General features: G+C 65.7%; 16 protein-coding genes. 4 read left to right on the forward strand and 12 right to left on the reverse strand.

The window, feature by feature from the left end:
- Positions 1-286 precede the first annotated feature (286 nt).
- From AB6809_RS08525 to mltG, 7 genes are all read right to left on the reverse strand, one after another.
- Positions 287-643 carry a Rap1a/Tai family immunity protein gene (locus tag AB6809_RS08525; protein ID WP_006048979.1) on the reverse strand — a complete coding sequence of 119 codons (357 nt, stop codon included), beginning with the start codon at positions 641-643 and terminating at the stop codon, positions 287-289.
- Positions 644-819: 176 nt separating this feature from the next.
- Positions 820-1,557 carry an ankyrin repeat domain-containing protein gene (locus tag AB6809_RS08530; RefSeq protein WP_371026356.1) on the reverse strand — a complete coding sequence of 246 codons (738 nt, stop codon included), beginning with the start codon at positions 1,555-1,557 and terminating at the stop codon, positions 820-822.
- A 47-nt stretch (positions 1,558-1,604) separates the two neighbouring features.
- Positions 1,605-2,396, reverse strand: coding sequence for a TatD family hydrolase (locus AB6809_RS08535; RefSeq protein WP_029968401.1), 792 nt, complete (start codon positions 2,394-2,396; stop codon positions 1,605-1,607).
- Positions 2,397-2,429: 33 nt separating this feature from the next.
- Positions 2,430-2,954 (reverse strand): GNAT family N-acetyltransferase, encoded by a 525-nt coding sequence (locus AB6809_RS08540; RefSeq protein ID WP_114156699.1) that lies wholly within the window; start codon positions 2,952-2,954, stop codon positions 2,430-2,432.
- Positions 2,955-3,050: 96 nt separating this feature from the next.
- Complete coding sequence (locus AB6809_RS08545; protein ID WP_371026357.1) at positions 3,051-4,094, reverse strand: DNA polymerase III subunit delta'; 1,044 nt, start codon at positions 4,092-4,094, stop codon at positions 3,051-3,053.
- A 97-nt stretch (positions 4,095-4,191) separates the two neighbouring features.
- The gene (gene tmk, locus AB6809_RS08550; RefSeq protein WP_114156113.1) at positions 4,192-4,812 is read right to left on the reverse strand and encodes a dTMP kinase; all 621 of its coding nucleotides are present in this window, start codon (positions 4,810-4,812) and stop codon (positions 4,192-4,194) included.
- On the reverse strand, positions 4,813-5,823 hold the full coding sequence (gene mltG / locus AB6809_RS08555; RefSeq protein ID WP_371026358.1) for an endolytic transglycosylase MltG: 1,011 nt from the start codon (positions 5,821-5,823) through the stop codon (positions 4,813-4,815).
- Between the two features lie 77 nt (positions 5,824-5,900).
- On the opposite strand from mltG, the gene AB6809_RS08560 reads away from it, so the two are divergent.
- Together AB6809_RS08560 and AB6809_RS08565 are read left to right on the forward strand one after the other, a co-directional pair.
- Entirely contained in the window at positions 5,901-6,977 is a 1,077-nt protein-coding gene (locus AB6809_RS08560; RefSeq protein WP_029968394.1) for a folate-binding protein YgfZ, read from the forward strand.
- Between the two features lie 137 nt (positions 6,978-7,114).
- Positions 7,115-7,996, forward strand: a complete 882-nt coding sequence (locus tag AB6809_RS08565) for an NRDE family protein (RefSeq protein ID WP_371026359.1) — start codon at positions 7,115-7,117, stop codon at positions 7,994-7,996.
- Here AB6809_RS08565 and AB6809_RS08570 read toward each other — a convergent pair whose 3' ends face one another.
- From AB6809_RS08570 to AB6809_RS08590, 5 genes are all read right to left on the reverse strand, one after another.
- The gene (locus AB6809_RS08570; protein WP_114156112.1) at positions 7,997-8,956 is read right to left on the reverse strand and encodes an alpha/beta hydrolase; all 960 of its coding nucleotides are present in this window, start codon (positions 8,954-8,956) and stop codon (positions 7,997-7,999) included.
- 64 nt (positions 8,957-9,020) lie between these two features.
- Positions 9,021-9,914, reverse strand: a complete 894-nt coding sequence (locus tag AB6809_RS08575) for an SDR family oxidoreductase (RefSeq protein ID WP_029968391.1) — start codon at positions 9,912-9,914, stop codon at positions 9,021-9,023.
- A gap of 231 nt (positions 9,915-10,145) precedes the next feature.
- Positions 10,146-11,144 carry an NADP-dependent oxidoreductase gene (locus tag AB6809_RS08580; RefSeq protein WP_029968390.1) on the reverse strand — a complete coding sequence of 333 codons (999 nt, stop codon included), beginning with the start codon at positions 11,142-11,144 and terminating at the stop codon, positions 10,146-10,148.
- A 116-nt stretch (positions 11,145-11,260) separates the two neighbouring features.
- Positions 11,261-11,746, reverse strand: coding sequence for a PaaI family thioesterase (locus tag AB6809_RS08585; protein ID WP_006048967.1), 486 nt, complete (start codon positions 11,744-11,746; stop codon positions 11,261-11,263).
- A gap of 126 nt (positions 11,747-11,872) precedes the next feature.
- Positions 11,873-13,420 (reverse strand): PLP-dependent aminotransferase family protein, encoded by a 1,548-nt coding sequence (locus tag AB6809_RS08590; protein WP_310034003.1) that lies wholly within the window; start codon positions 13,418-13,420, stop codon positions 11,873-11,875.
- A gap of 231 nt (positions 13,421-13,651) precedes the next feature.
- On the opposite strand from AB6809_RS08590, the gene AB6809_RS08595 reads away from it, so the two are divergent.
- Both AB6809_RS08595 and AB6809_RS08600 read left to right on the forward strand, forming a co-directional pair.
- Positions 13,652-14,008, forward strand: a complete 357-nt coding sequence (locus AB6809_RS08595) for a hypothetical protein (protein WP_029968387.1) — start codon at positions 13,652-13,654, stop codon at positions 14,006-14,008.
- Positions 14,009-14,076: 68 nt separating this feature from the next.
- A complete protein-coding gene (locus tag AB6809_RS08600; protein WP_371026361.1) occupies positions 14,077-14,580 on the forward strand; it encodes an LEA type 2 family protein in 504 nt (167 codons plus the stop codon).
- The last annotated feature ends 4 nt before the right edge of the window (positions 14,581-14,584 follow it).

A 14,584-nucleotide genomic window follows, 5' to 3' on the forward strand; every position in this document is an offset into this window, starting at 1 on the left:
TCGCTTGGATGGGGACAGGCCGGCCGCGTGTGACGCGGCGACGGCGTAGAGATGAGGCGCCGGCCGGCACGCCCGCGAAAGCGCGGATCAAACGATGCGCCCCGCTATCAAAGCCGGCTGCGACCGCGCAAAGCGGCGCCCCGGCTCATGTTGAACGCGTGCACGGCATTCGGCGCACGCGGTGAGCAAACTCAGTGACAAGAACCTGTGACAAAACAACAAAGCTGGCAACCCGCACGCCCCGCTACACGAGGCCGCAAACCGCGCCGGCTCAAATCAACTCAAGTCAGCTTCCGCTTTTGCAAGGAAACGCCTTGCCGAGCCCCAGCGAAATCGCCGTGCTCGCGTTATAGCCCGCCACAATCGGATTTTCCGCGATGTATTTGCGCACCGCATCCGTCAACTGCGCCGAACGCGCGTCTTGCGGCAGGCAGAAGTACTGGCCGACGCGCGGCCCGGTCGTGCCGCCGATTGCGTCGATCGTGTTGAAAATGCCGTCGGCGGCGCCTTCAATGTACGCGGCGCATGCACTGCGCGACGCCACGTCGGTCTTCGTGCACAGCTTGTTGAGGTCGCCTCCCGTAAACGCGGCCGCCGACAACGGTACGGCAAACGCGCTGGCGAAAATCAAAGCCCGCAGCATGGTGTTCCTTTCCAGGTCGTTTATCAGGCGGTCTGTTGCCGCATCCCGAGGGCGCGCACACGAGAGGCGCGCCAAAGTCGTCATTCTGCACTGTTTTACGGGGCCGCAGCAGGCAGCCGCCGCTATCTTCAGGCATATAAGCGGCAAAGCGCGCACCAGCCGCTTCGCCGCGCGCCTTACTTCTGCTGCATCTGTTGCAGGCGGGCGGTGAGGCCCTCGACCACGTCCGGCTCCTTGTAGGTCTTCGCGAAATCGAGCGCGGTCAGGCCGATCTGGTTCTTCACGGTCAGGTCCGCGCCGTTGTCGAGCAGCAGCTTCACCGTCGACACATGGCCGCCGCGCGCGGCCATCATCAGCGGCGTGGTGCCGTTCGGGGAGCCGGCGTCGACGTAAGCCGAATGGTCGAGCAGCAGTTTCACGATGTCGTCGTGGCCGTTCGCGGCGGCGTAGTGCAGCGGCGCCCAGCCCTTCTTGTTGACTTCGGCGTCTTTCGCGATCAGTTGCTTGACGAATTCCAGGTCGCCGTTCAGCGCGGCCATCATCATCGCGTTCTCGCCCGCCTTGTCCTCGATTTCAACGTTGGTCTTCGGATTCGCGAGCAGCGCGGCGCCGACCTTGTCCGACTTCTCGCGCGCTGCAAGGACCAGCAGCGGCATGCCCTGGTTGTCGACGCTGTTCGGGTCCATGCCCTTCGCGAGCAATTTCTTGACGCCGTCCACGTCGTCGAATTTCACCGATTTGATCAGCGAGTCGATCGGCGCGGCCACAGCCGGCGCGGCGATCAGCGAACTCAGCGCGGCACAGGCGAATGTGGCGGCCAGGGCGGTGCGCGACAAACCGCGGCGGACGGACGAGACTGCCGTGGCCGTCGTGTCAGCGGTATGCGGTGTGTGGGTTAATGTGAAATATGTCATATTTTACTTTAGGGATAAGCCCTATCCTATTGATTTACTTACATTTTCTATGCGCCAGCCGGCGCGGGAATCTTGAAAAGGCGGAAGAAGTTTTGCGTCGTCGCGGCGGCGAGCGCCTCGTCCGTCATCTCGCGCTGCTGCGCGATGAAACGTCCGACATAACTCACGTACGCAGGTTCATTGGGCTTGCCGCGATACGGCACGGGCGCCAGATACGGCGAATCGGTCTCGATCAGCAGGCGCTCCAAGGGCACGCGACGCGCGACGTCCTGCACGTCCGTCGCGCTCTTGAACGTGACGATGCCCGACAGCGAGATGTAAAAATTTTGCGCAAGCGCCTGCTCGGCGACGCTCCACGGCTCCGTGAAGCAATGCATGACGCCGCCCGGCTCGCTCGCACGCTCCTCGGCCATGATGCGCAGCGTGTCTTCCGACGAAGAACGCGTATGGATGATGAGCGGCTTGCCGGTCGCATGCGCGGCGCGGATGTGCGTGCGAAAGCGCTCGCGCTGCCATTCCATATCGGCGATCGAGCGGCCTTCCAGGCGGTAATAGTCGAGCCCCGTTTCGCCGATCGCGACCACTTTCGGATGTTCGGCCAGTTCGACCAGTTCGGCGACGCTCGGCTCGCGCATGTCCTCGTGATCGGGATGCACGCCCACCGACGCATAAACGTTGTCGTGCCGGCTCGCGATTTCAAGAACCGACGGCAGCGTTTCCAGATCGACCGACACGCACAGCGCATGCGTGACCGCGTGGCTGCGCATGTTCTCGAGCACCTGCGGCAGGCGGTCGGCGAGTCCTTCGAAATTGATGTGACAGTGTGAATCGACAAACATGACGATGTCCTGCAAAGGAATGCCTGAGGCGGATCAGCTTGCCGCGCCCTGCGCGTCGAGCCGCTTGCCGAGAATCACCAGATCGCGCTCGACGCCGTCCAGCACGGCCACGCGCGGCAGCGACCCCCACGTGTCGAAGCCGAAACCCCGAAAGAGGCGCAGGCTCGCGTCATTGTGGCCGAAGATGAAACCGAGCACGGTGTCGATGCCGAGCGCCGGCGCCGCCGCGAGCGAGGCCGCCAGCAACTGCTTGCCGAGGCCCTTGCCGCGCGCGCGCTCGTCCAGATAGATGCTGACTTCCGCGGTGCGCTGATAGGCCGGACGGCCGTAAAAGTCCGAAAAGCTGAGCCAGCCGAGCAGGCGGCCGGGCGCTTCGGCGTCGTCGACGACCCACAGCGGACGTTTCTGCGGCCCGTGCGCATGAAACCATGCCAACCGGCTCTCGACGCTGACCGGCTCCAGATCGGCGGTCACCTGGCGCGACGCGACCGTCGAGTTGTAAATGGCGACGATCGCGGGCAGATCGTCGAGCGTGGCATCGCGGTAAGACAGGCTCATGGTGCTTTCGGATTGGAATGAGAGGCTGGGTAAAAAATTAACAAACGGTCCTTCAGACGACGCTTGCGGCATGGACGGCATGGCGCTTCGTGAGCGTCATGCAAAAAGCTCGCGGTAGCCCAGAAACAGCTCCTCGAACACAAGCCGCGCGTTCAACGGATGATTTTCGACCGCGCGCTGCCGCGTCACGGTCCGCATGAAGCGCGCGAACGCGCTCGCGTCAGCCTGCGACGCGCAACGCGTCAACGCCGCCGACGCCTGCGGAAAGTAGCGCGGCGCGCCGGCCGCGCGCTGGGCGAGCAGATCGTACATCCAGCGCTGCAGCCAGCCGAGCACGAGCGGCACCGGCAGCTTCTGCAGCGCCTCGCCGCACGCAAAGGCGTCGCACTCGGGGCCCGCAGCGAGTTGCTTGAGCGTCCAGTCGCGCAGCGTGCGGTTTTCGTCGTTGGCGAGGGCGAGCGCGGTGAGCGGCGCGCCGCCCGCCTCGGCGAGCAGCGCCGGCGCTTCGGACACGCCTTGCGCCGCGAGCCATTGGGTGGCGGCTTCGGGCGACGGCATGCTCATCGGCCATTGACGGCAACGGCTGATGATGGTCGGCAGCAACCTGTCGACGCGGGCCGACACCATCAGGAATACGACGCCCGCCGGCGGCTCCTCGAGCGTCTTCAGCAGCGCATTGGCCGCCGCGATGTTGAGCCCTTCGGCCGGATACAGCACGACCACGCGCGCGCCGCCGCGATGCGAGCCCACGCCGACGAAGTCGAGCAAGCCGCGAATCTGCTCGATCTTGATCTCCTTGCTGGGTGCACGCGTTTTCTTGCCCTCGTCGGCGTCGGCCTTGTCGGCTTTGTCCGCTTTGTCGTCGGCGCCGTAGCCCAAGCCCGCCTCGGCGGCCAGCGCCTCGGGCACCACGATCCGGTAATCGGGATGGTTGCCTTGCACGAACCAGTTGCACGCGACGCACGCGCCGCACGGCTCGCCGTTCTCGCGCTGGTCTTCGCACAACAGGCCCTGCGCGAGGTGCTGCGCAAAGCGCAGCTTGCCGATGCCCGCCTGGCCATGCAGCAACAACGCATGCGGCCAGTGGCCGCGCAACTGCTGCAGGCGGTTCCAGTCATCGGCTTGCCACGGATAAATCATCGTTTGTCTTTTCGAATCAAGCGGTTGGGGGCGTTATTTGACGCTTTGCCGGAGCTTTGGCGTGCGCTCGCCTGGATTTGACATTACTAGTGCAAAATCAAAGGCTTGCAATCAACTCTTCAAGCTGCTTCTGGATACGGACAATGCTCTGCGAAGAGTCAATGATAGCGAAACGATACGGTGCTTCTTCCGCCCGGCGGAGATATTCGGTCCGCGTGCGCTCGAAAAAAGCCGCCGATTCGCTCTCGAAGCGATCCGGATCGCGCGCCGCGCTGCGCCGTTCGTTGGCGATTTCCGGCGCGAGGTCGAACAGCACGGTCAAATCCGGCTGAAAGCCGCCCTGCACCCAGCGCTCGAGCGTTTCCAGCTTGTCGCGCGGCAGCCCGCGCCCGCCGCCCTGGTAGGCAAAGGTCGCGTCGGTGAAACGGTCGGACAGCACCCAGTCGCCGCGCGCGAGCGCCGGCTCGATCACTTCCGCCAGATGCTGGCGGCGCAGCGCGAACATCAGCAGCGCCTCGGTTTCGAGATCCATCTTCTGATGCAGCACGATTTCGCGGATCTGCTCGCCAAGCGGCGTGCCGCCGGGTTCGCGCGTCATGACGACCGCGCGGCCGGTGGCCGCCACCTTCTGTTCCAGCCGCTCGCGGAACCAGGCGAGATGCGTCGTCTTGCCGGCGCCGTCTATGCCCTCGAACGTGATGAATTTGCCGCGCGCCATTTATTGCCCTCGAATGTATTTGTCCACGGCCTTGTTGTGATCGCCAAGGTTGTCGGAAAAGATGCTGCTGCCGTCGCCGCGCGACACGAAGTACAACGCGCTCGTTTGCGCCGGGTTCATCGCCGCCTGCAGCGACGCGACGCCGGGCAGCGAAATCGGCGTGGGCGGCAGGCCCATGCGCGTGTAGGTATTGTAGGGAGTGTCCGTCTGCAGGTCTTTTTTGCGGATGCGGCCCGCGTAGCTCTCGCCCATTCCGTAGATCACAGTCGGGTCGGTCTGCAGCGGCATGCCCACGCGCAGACGGTTCGCGAACACGGCCGCGACCATCGGACGGTCCGACTTTTTGCCGGTTTCCTTTTCGATGATCGAAGCCATGATGAGCGCCTCGTACGGCGTCTTGTACGGCAGGTTCGGCGCGCGCGCGAGCCATGCTTCATCGAGACGCACGCGCATCAGACGATACGCGCGGCGATACACGTCGAGGTCGCTCGTGTTCTTGTCGAACAGATAGGTGTCCGGGAAAAAGAGCCCTTCGCCGTTGCCGATCGACGCTTCCGGTGCGCCGATTGCGCTCATCAGCTGCGCGTCGTTCATCGCGACGCTGTCGTGCTTCAGCGCCGGATTCGCGTCCAGCTCGGCGCGCATGCGCTTGAACGTCCACCCTTCGATGATGGTCGCGACGTATTCGTTGACGTCGCCGCGCGCGATTTTTTGCAGCACTTCGTAGGGCGTCACGCCGGTCTTGAACTCGTAATTGCCGGACTTCAGCTCGCTTTGCAGGCCGAGCAGCCGCGTCATCACGATGAATAGCTCGGGCTCGACCGGCACGCCGCCGCGATTGAGCTGCAGCGTGACGCTGCGCAGGCTGCTGTGCGGTTTGACGGTGACGTCGAGTTGCGCGGGATTCAGCTCGAGCGGGCTGTTGGCCCAGTGGTGTCCGCCAGCGATCGCGGCTGCGGCCAGCACGAGGACAATCGAGCCGGCAACCAAACATTTCTTGAAGAGGGACATGAAAACGTGGCAGGGTTGGACTGCATATAATACTTGTTTGCCTTAGCTAAAGTCAGAATTGACTGTTCCCGGAATCCATGAACACACCGCTCGCTACCGCTTCAGGCACTGTCCCAGCTAACCCCGCAGTGCATCCGTCAGCCGCGGCCGTCACGGCGCTGCCGGTGTGGCCGCGTCCGTCCGCCGATGAGTTCGACGCCGCCCTCCAGCACGGCGCCTACGCGGTGCTCACGCAGTTCGGCGTGATCGACGCGACCGGCGACGACGCCGCGAGCTTCCTGCACGGTCAGTTGACGAACGACACGCAGCACCTCGACGCCGCCAACGCGCGCCTCGCAGGCTACTGCTCGGCGAAGGGACGCCTGCTCGCGTCGTTCCTGACCTGGCGCAGCGGCGACACGCTCCGTCTGCTGGTCTCAAAGGACGTACAGGCGGCGGTGCAAAAGCGCCTCTCCATGTTCGTTCTGCGCGCGAAGGCGAAGCTCGCCGATGCAAGCGGCGAGCTGGCGGTGATCGGCCTCGCGGGCGACGTGCGCAAGGCGCTGTCCGGCGTGTTCGACGCGTTGCCGGACGGCGTGCACGTCAAGGTGGACGGCGCGGCCGGCTCGCTGATTCGCGTGCCGGATGCGTTCGAGCGGCTCCGTTATCTGTGGATCGGGCCGAAGGCGCAGGTCGAAGCGCATCTGCCCTCGCTCGGCGAGAAGCTCACGCAGGTTTCGCCGGCCGTGTGGGACTGGCTCGACATTCGCGCGGGCGAGCCGCGCATCACGCAGCCGGTGGTCGAACAGTTCGTGCCGCAAATGGTCAATTTCGACGTGCTCGGCGCGGTCAATTTCCGCAAGGGCTGCTACCCTGGCCAGGAAGTGGTCGCGCGCAGCCAGTACCGCGGCACGATCAAGCGGCGCACGTCGCTCGCGAACGTGGCGGGCGAGCTCGATACCGTGAAGGCGGGCGTCGAGCTGTTTCACTCCGACGATCCTGGTCAGCCGTGCGGCATGGTGGTGAACGCGGCGTCGGCGCGGGACGGCGGCGTCGATGTGCTCGTCGAGATCAAGCTCGCGGCGCTCGAAAGCGGTTCGGTGCATCTGGGCGCCGCGGACGGCCCGGCGCTGCGCTTTCTCGCGCTGCCGTACGGACTGCCCTCCGAGGTTTGAACGGCGCTCCGCGGTACGCAGATGAGCGGCGCAGTGCGCTCGAAGCACGCGCCGCTTTTTGCCGGCGTCCTCGTCCGACTACTGTTCGCCATTGCGTTTTGAAGCAACATTGAAGCAACAACCGGGAGACGCCCCCGATGTGCCTGATCGTGTTCGACTGGCGACCCGATGCGGTCGACGGCCCGCTCTTCACGCTTGCCGCGAATCGCGACGAATTTTTCCACCGCACGGCCCAGCCGATCGGCTGGTGGGACGACGCGCGGGGCGTGCTGGCCGGCCGCGATCTGGTCGGCGGCGGCACCTGGCTCGGCATGTCGCGCCACGGACGCTTCGCCGCGCTGACCAACTACCGCGCGCCGCACGACATGCGCGCCGACGCGCCGACCCGCGGCACGCTCGTCAGCGACTGGCTGGCTTGCGAGGAGCCCGCATTTGACGCGGGACGGAATGGCGGCGAAAACCACGACGCAAACGACGGCGAACAGGAAACGCCCCTCGCCTATCTGCGCCGCGTCGCGCAAACCGGCGATCTGTACAACGGCTTTAATCTGCTGGTAGGCGACTGGACGCGCCGCGAGCTGGCCTGGTACTGCAATCGCTCGAATCTGGCGCCCGCGCTGCTCGCGCCGGGCACGCACGGCATCTCGAACGCGATTCTCGACACGCCGTGGCCGAAGCTCGTCAGGAAGCGCGCCGAACTGGGCGCGCTGCTCACGCGCAATTCGATGCCGCCGCTCGAACATCTGATCGACCTGATGCGCGATCCGCGCGTCGCCGCGGACGCCGAGTTGCCGTCCACCGGCATTGCGCTCGAGCGGGAACGGGCGCTGTCGGCGGCGTTCATCGAAACGCCCGGATACGGCACGCGCGGCACCACGGCGCTGCGCGTCGTCGCGAACGGCGAGATGGTCAGCGTCGCGGTGGCCGAGCGCAGCGACGACAACGGCTCACACTGCATCGTCCGGCCAGGCGACTTCGAACGCAGCTTCGCGTTCAACGTCGAGCGGGAAATCGCCTAGTCAGTCGACGCCGAATGCCGCGCGCAATGCCGCGGCGGCATCGGCATGCGCGTGCGCGACCTCGGGCACGAAGCCGCCCATCTTGAAGAACTCGTGGATCATGCCCGGATAGCGCCTGAGCGTCACCGCGTTGCCGTAGCGGCGCAGCTTGTCCGCGTAGGCATCGCCTTCGTCGCTGAGCGGATCGTATTCGGCGGTCGCGATCCAGGCCGGCGCGAGTCCGCTGAAATCGGGCGCACCGCGCGTGCCGTCGAGCGGCGCGAAACGCCAGTCGTCGCGATCGCTCGTATCGCGCACATACTGCTCGAAGAACCATTGGATCGTCGTGCCCGACAGCAGGAATCCGTCGGCGAGGCGCGAGTGCGAATCGGTCTGCTGATAACCGGTCGTGCCGGGATAGATCAGCAATTGCAGCGCGAGCGGGATGCCTGCGTCGCGCGCGAGCACCGCGCACACCGTCGCCAGCGTGCCGCCCGCGCTGTCGCCGCCGACCGCGAGCCGGGCCGCGTCGATGCCGAACTCCGCGCCGTGCGTATGCAGCCACGTGAGCGCGTCGAAAGCGTCGTCGACGGCGGTCGGGAACTTGTGTTCCGGCGCGAGCCGGTAATCGACCGACAGCACCGCGCATTGGCCGTCGCGCGCGAACATCCGCGCGAGCGCATCGTGCGTGTTCACGCTGCCGACCGTGAAGCCGCCGCCGTGATAGTAGACGAGCGCGGGCGCGGGGTTCGCCCAGCTCGGCTCTTCGGCGTGGTAAAGACGTGCGCCGATCGTCGCGCCGTCGCGTGTTGGAATACGCAGGTCTTCGACGGAGAACATCGGCGCGCTGGCGATCTCCAGAATCGGCGCGCTTTTTTCATACGATGCGCGCGCCGCTTGCGGCGTCATCTCATGGAGCTTCGGGCGCTTTGCGCGCGCGATCATGTCGAGCACCTGCTCGATCTTCGGATTCAACGGCATGTGACGTGAGGTGGGTTGAAGAGAACTCGCGGGACGGCTCGGGCGGGCGGCTTCCGTACCGCATTCAAATCTCGCTGGCGCTTCTCACTTCCGGCTTCAGCGACATCGGATCGGTCGGATCGCGCAACTGCTCGATGTCCTCGTGACGCAGCTTGACGGTCGCCATGATGGCCGGGTGCGTGATGATATAGAAGCGCCGTGCGGCGATGGCGTCGAACGTGAGCGCGGCGACCTCGGCCGCGCTCAGCTTGCCCGCTCGCACCGCGCGCTGCAATTGCTTGCCGGCGGCGATCTGCGAGCGCGTCGGGCCGTTTTCGTTGCGCAGACCGGCGGGCCGCATGCGCTCGGCATCCGCGATGCCGGTCGGCGCGAAGGCCGGACACAGCAGCGAACAGCCGACCCGGGCGTTGGCGTCGCGCCCGGCCTGCGCGAGTTGCAGGTCGTGATACAGCGTCTCGGTGAGCGACACGACGGCGTGCTTCGACGCGTTGTAGACGCCCATCGCAGGCGGCGACAACAGCCCCGCCACCGACGCCGTATTGACGATATGCGCCGGCTCGTTCTGCGCGAGCATGAGCGGCGCGAACGCGCGCACGCCGTGGGCGACGCCCATCACGTTCACGCCGAACACCCAGGCCCAGTCGTTCGCCGAACTCTCCCACAGGAAGCCGCCCGAGCCCACGCCCGCATTGTTGAAGAGCAGATGCACCTTGCCGAACGCATCGAGCGCGGCCTGGGCAAGCGCTTCGACCTGCGCCGCGTTCGATACGTCGGTCGGCACGCCGATCGCGTCGGCGCCCGCGGCGCGCAATGCATCGACGGTCTGGGCGAGCGCCTCGGGGTTCACGTCCGCGAGCACGAGCTTCATGCGAAGCGCCGCGGCTCGTTGCGCGAATGCCTGGCCGAAGCCGCTCGCCGCGCCGGTGATGACCGCGACCCTGGCGGGGAATTCGAACATCTGGCGACTCCTTTTTGCGTGGGGCCTAATGCGTGGCTTTTGAATGTGTGATTCGCGATGCGCGACTTCGACTGCCGTGACTTCGGCTGCGTGCCGTTTGATGCCTGATTTTGCCGCATGCCCTCAACCCGCGACTTCCGCGCAACGCAACGCATCGCATCGCATCGACAAACGGCTCAATGAGCGACTCGCGCGTCCCACTCACGCTTCACTCACCGAGCCGAGCCTCACTCAAATCAGCTTCACCAGCTGCTTGCCGAAGTTCTTGCCCTTCAGCAAACCAATGAAAGCCTCGGGCGCGGCATCGAGCCCTTGCGCGATGGTCTCCCGATATTGCAGCTTCTTCTGCGCGACGAGCGTGCCGAGTTCGTTGAGCGCCTGCGGCCAGACGTCCATATGCTCGGTCACGATGAAGCCTTGCACCAGCAGGCGCTGCGTCAGTATCAGCGACGGGTGCTTGAGCGGCACCGGCTGACCGTCGTAGCCCGCGATGTATCCGCACACCGCGATGCGCCCCGACGGGTTCATGCGCGCGAGCGTCGCGTCGAGCACTTCGCCGCCGACGTTCTCGAAGCAGCCGTCGATGCCGTCCGGCGTCGCCGCCTTCAGGTCCTGATACAGATTGCCGGCCTTGTAGTCGACGCAGGCGTCGAAGCCGAGCGTCTCCACGACGTAGCGGCATTTCTCGACGCCGCCGGCGATGCCCACCGCGCGCGCGCCGGCCCGCTTCGCCAGTTGGCCGACGACGCTGCCCACCGCGCCGCTCGCCGCGCTCACTACGACGGTCTCGCCCGCCTTGGGCGCGATGATCCGGTTCAATCCATACCATGCCGTCACGCCCGGCATGCCGACGGGTCCGAGATAGGCCGACAGCGGCACGTGCGTGTCGTCGACTTTCTGCACGCCCGCGCCGTCCGACGTGCCGTATTCCTGCCAGCCGAATATGGCGACGACCTTGTCGCCGACCGCGAACTTCGGGTTCTTCGACTCGATCACTTCGCCGACCGTGCCGCCGATCATCACTTCATCGAGCGGCTGCGGCGCCGCGTACGACTTGCTGTCGTTCATGCGGCCGCGCATGTACGGATCGAGCGACAGGTAGTGATTGCGCACGCGGATTTCGCCATCGGCAAGCGGCGCGAGCGGCGTCTCCACGAGACGGAAGTTGTCGGGCGTGACAGCGCCTTGCGGACGCGAAGCGAGCAGGAACTGGCGGTTGATTTGTGGCATGTCGATCGTCTCCTTGGGTTGTGGATTGTGGACTACCGATTACGAATCAGCGATGGCAAGTCGCGCTCGCCGATGGCATGTTCGGGCATGTTGCCGCCTCGCACCTTGCCACTCGCTCAACCGTCGCTAGGACCGGGTTTCGCCGACGGGTCGCTGCGCAAGCGCTGGCGCGTCACGTCGCGGCCCACGGCGAGGCGGCGCATGTATTTGAACGTGCCGAGCGCCTTGCCGACGAAGTGGCCTTCGCTATCGCGGATCTCGCCTTCGCAATAGGCCATGGTGGTCGAGCGGTGCAGCACGCGCGCCGTCGCGCGCAACTCGCCGCGGCCTGGCTGCATGAAGTTGACCTTCATCTCGACCGTGACCACGCCGACACCGTCGCCGGCGAGACTGCGCGCGGCCATCGCGAGCGCGACGTCGGCGAGCGTCATCGTGACGCCGCCGTGCGCGACGTCCCAGGTGTTCATATGCTCGGGCAAGAGGGACAGCACCACTTCGCTGGCGCCGTCCGCAGCGGAAACGAGCCGTGCGCCGAGCCGGTCGACGAAGGGACTTTCGGGCAACGACGCGCCGCCCGCAGTGGATGAAGATGAATCGGTCATTGCGGCTTTCGGTTTTCCTTGTCTTGACGTGCGGCGGCGCGTGCGCGTGTGCGCTGATGCAGCGGCGATGCGGGCACCTTCATGCACGCGCGACGCGACGCGCCGGAAGAGAAGAAATGATACCTGCTATGCCGTTTCGCAGTGGGAGAGAGGCGTGGGTTTGTCTGCCGCCGACGCATATGCCGACGCCCGCGCCGCCATCGCTGTCGCAAGCCGTCCGAGCCGGCGCAGCGCGTCATCGGCGAGATCCAGATCTGTGCTTGGACAACTGAGGCGAATGAAGTGATCGAAGCGGCCCGCGTTCGAGAACACGGTGCCCGGCATCACGCGAATGCCCTCTTTCAGCGCGGCGTCGAAGAAATCGGCCGACGACACCTCGCGCGGCAGCTCGATCCAGAAGAAGATGCCGCCCGCGGGCGGCGTGAACCGCGTGCCCTCGGGAAAGGACGCGCCCAGCGCCGCCGCCATCCGCTCGCGCTGCATCCTCAGCCGGTCGCGCAAGCGCCGCAGATGCCGCTCATACGCGTTGGTCTGCAGAAACTCCGCGAGCACGACTTGCGACAACTGCTCGTTGTGACGCGACTGCGCGAATTTCAGCATGCCGATACGCGGATGCCAGCGCCCGCCGTTGATCCAGCCGATGCGCATGCCGGGCGCGAGCGTCTTGTTGAACGACGTGCAGTGGATCACGGTGCCGTCGCTGTCCCAGGCCTTCAGCGAGCGCAGCGGCTGCGCGCTGTCGACCAGCTCGCGATACGGGTCGTCCTCGATCAGCGCGATGCCTGCCCGCGCGCACAACTCGACGAGCCGTGCCTTGTGCGCGTCGGGCATCACGCTGCCAAGCGGATTCTGCAGGTTCGGCACCACGACCACGGCCTTGATGTCGGGATGCGTTTGCAACGCGAAGTCGAGCGCCTCGATGGCGAGCCCCGTGCTCGGGCTCGCGGGAATTTCGAGCGCGCGCAGCCCGAGACTCTCCAGCGCCTGCAACAGGCCGAAGAAACACGGCGATTCGACGACGACGGTGTCGCCCGGTTGCGTCACGGCCCGCAACGCCAGGTTGACCGCCTCGATGCCGCCGTGCGTCATGATGATGTCGTCCGCGCCGACCTGGATGCCCGCGTCGAGCGCACGGCGCGCGATGATCGCGCGCAACGCCGGATCGCCCTGATCGGGCCCGGCTGCGGTCAACAGCGTCGGCCGTCGGCGCAATGCGCGCAGCGCGGCTTTCTGCAACGCGTCGGTCGGATAAAGATCTGGCGACGCCGTCGCGCCGCCCAGATTGAACGCGTCCGGATAGCGCTGATATTGCGAGACGATGGTTGAAATGACCGAGTGAATGCCGACGAACTGCGCGGCGCGAGGCATCGTTGCGAGGTCGGGTTCCGATGCGGCGGGCAACGCGGCGCTTTGCGACGCGCGCACGAAATAGCCGGCGCGCGGCTGCGCCTCGATCAGCGCCTCGCGTTCGAGCACGCGATAACTTTCGGTGGCCGTCGCGAGGCTCACGCCGTGACGCTGCATGAAGGCGCGCATCGACGGCATGCGCTCGCCGGGGCGCAGCACGCCGCTGCGAATCGCGCGGCGATATTGCGCCGCCAGTTGGCGGTAAAGCGGTTCGCTCGCGGTGGCATCGTTCGAGGACGCCGGGAGTGCATGAGGCGCGAGGGGCATGCTGGTGTACGCGTGCATGGGCTTTTGTGCTTGCGTTCAGGTTGATCGGCTCATGAGCCGATGGTGCGCACGGTCCGCGTGCGGCAACAGATACACATCGACCTCATTTCGACCGATACAGCGTATCAAAGAGCCGCGTTGTACCGGTGCAGATCGTCGGCGACTGCGGCTGTTTTCTGTGGCAGCGGGTCAATAAGCTGAATGGCATGCAAACGCACCAAAGGAAACGTTATGTCAGCTCACGCCAACATCAATGTGTGCCGTCTCGCCGCGGGCCAGGTCGCGCTGCACGACCTGCGCGCGAGGAGCGCCGTCGTCGCGGTCGAAGGCGATCTGCACCTCGTCGTCCGCGATCATTCGCTGTCGTGGCTCGGCGACGCGGTTCCGTCGACATCGATCATGCTCAGCGAAGGCGAGTGCTTCGTGCCCATCGAACGCAGCATGGTGTCGATCAGCGCGTTGCATGGAAAAGCCGCGGCGTTCGCACTGCCCGCATCGCATGCAGCAGCTAGAAGCAATACGCAGCACGCGAATGGGATTCGCCAACTCGCCGCGTTTCTCAAAGCGACGCTGCGGCGCGCTGCCTGATGCGTTGCCGCGCGCCGCCTGTCGCCCGCTACAATGCATGACCCCATCCGCTCTTCGAGGTGCCGGTCATGTCCTTTGTCCGCAAGCTGTTCGGCGCGAGTCTGTTGCGCGTCGCCGCGTTGTGCGCGGTTCTCACGCTGACGCTCAGCGGCTGCGCGGGGCTGTTCGGCGGCGACCCGTTGCGCGTGAGCGTGGCGGGCATCGAACCGCTCGAAAGGCAGGGGCTGGAGGTGCGCTTTAACGTCAAGCTGCGCGTGCAGAATCCGAACGAATCGGCGGTGAGCTTCAACGGCGTGTCGCTCGATCTCGAACTGAACGGCCACTCTTTTGCGAGCGGCGTCAGCGATCAAGCCGGCACCGTGCCGCGCTATGGCGAAACGGTGCTGAACGTGCCGTTGACGGTGCCCGCATTCGCCGCGGTGCGCCAGGCCTTTGCGTTTGCCGGGGCCGCGCAGTCGGGACAGGTTCCGTATATTCTGCGCGGCAAGCTGGCGGGCGGTCCATTCGGCACCGCCCGTTTCGTCGATCAGGGCATGCTCAGCCTGCCGATGTCCGGCGCCGGCATGCCGTAATCAC

This window comes from Paraburkholderia sp. RCC_158 (assembly GCF_041355255.1).
GTDB classification, from domain to species: Bacteria; Pseudomonadota; Gammaproteobacteria; order Burkholderiales; family Burkholderiaceae; genus Paraburkholderia; species Paraburkholderia graminis.

What these genes read in the sequence shown, in the direction of transcription:
- AB6809_RS08560 (WP_029968394.1), top strand. Translation starts at nt 5,901, where the DNA reads ATGAACACACCGCTCGCTACCGCTTCAGGCACTGTCCCAGCTAACCCC.
- AB6809_RS08585 (WP_006048967.1), bottom strand. Translation starts at nt 11,746, where the DNA reads ATGACCGATTCATCTTCATCCACTGCGGGCGGCGCGTCGTTGCCCGAA.
- AB6809_RS08590 (WP_310034003.1), bottom strand. Translation starts at nt 13,420, where the DNA reads ATGCCCCTCGCGCCTCATGCACTCCCGGCGTCCTCGAACGATGCCACC.
- AB6809_RS08565 (WP_371026359.1), top strand. Translation starts at nt 7,115, where the DNA reads ATGTGCCTGATCGTGTTCGACTGGCGACCCGATGCGGTCGACGGCCCG.
- AB6809_RS08530 (WP_371026356.1), bottom strand. Translation starts at nt 1,557, where the DNA reads ATGACATATTTCACATTAACCCACACACCGCATACCGCTGACACGACG.
- AB6809_RS08525 (WP_006048979.1), bottom strand. Translation starts at nt 643, where the DNA reads ATGCTGCGGGCTTTGATTTTCGCCAGCGCGTTTGCCGTACCGTTGTCG.
- AB6809_RS08600 (WP_371026361.1), top strand. Translation starts at nt 14,077, where the DNA reads ATGTCCTTTGTCCGCAAGCTGTTCGGCGCGAGTCTGTTGCGCGTCGCC.
- AB6809_RS08595 (WP_029968387.1), top strand. Translation starts at nt 13,652, where the DNA reads ATGTCAGCTCACGCCAACATCAATGTGTGCCGTCTCGCCGCGGGCCAG.
- tmk (WP_114156113.1), bottom strand. Translation starts at nt 4,812, where the DNA reads ATGGCGCGCGGCAAATTCATCACGTTCGAGGGCATAGACGGCGCCGGC.
- AB6809_RS08575 (WP_029968391.1), bottom strand. Translation starts at nt 9,914, where the DNA reads ATGTTCGAATTCCCCGCCAGGGTCGCGGTCATCACCGGCGCGGCGAGC.
- mltG (WP_371026358.1), bottom strand. Translation starts at nt 5,823, where the DNA reads ATGTCCCTCTTCAAGAAATGTTTGGTTGCCGGCTCGATTGTCCTCGTG.
- AB6809_RS08545 (WP_371026357.1), bottom strand. Translation starts at nt 4,094, where the DNA reads ATGATTTATCCGTGGCAAGCCGATGACTGGAACCGCCTGCAGCAGTTG.
- AB6809_RS08570 (WP_114156112.1), bottom strand. Translation starts at nt 8,956, where the DNA reads ATGCCGTTGAATCCGAAGATCGAGCAGGTGCTCGACATGATCGCGCGC.
- AB6809_RS08540 (WP_114156699.1), bottom strand. Translation starts at nt 2,954, where the DNA reads ATGAGCCTGTCTTACCGCGATGCCACGCTCGACGATCTGCCCGCGATC.
- AB6809_RS08535 (WP_029968401.1), bottom strand. Translation starts at nt 2,396, where the DNA reads ATGTTTGTCGATTCACACTGTCACATCAATTTCGAAGGACTCGCCGAC.
- AB6809_RS08580 (WP_029968390.1), bottom strand. Translation starts at nt 11,144, where the DNA reads ATGCCACAAATCAACCGCCAGTTCCTGCTCGCTTCGCGTCCGCAAGGC.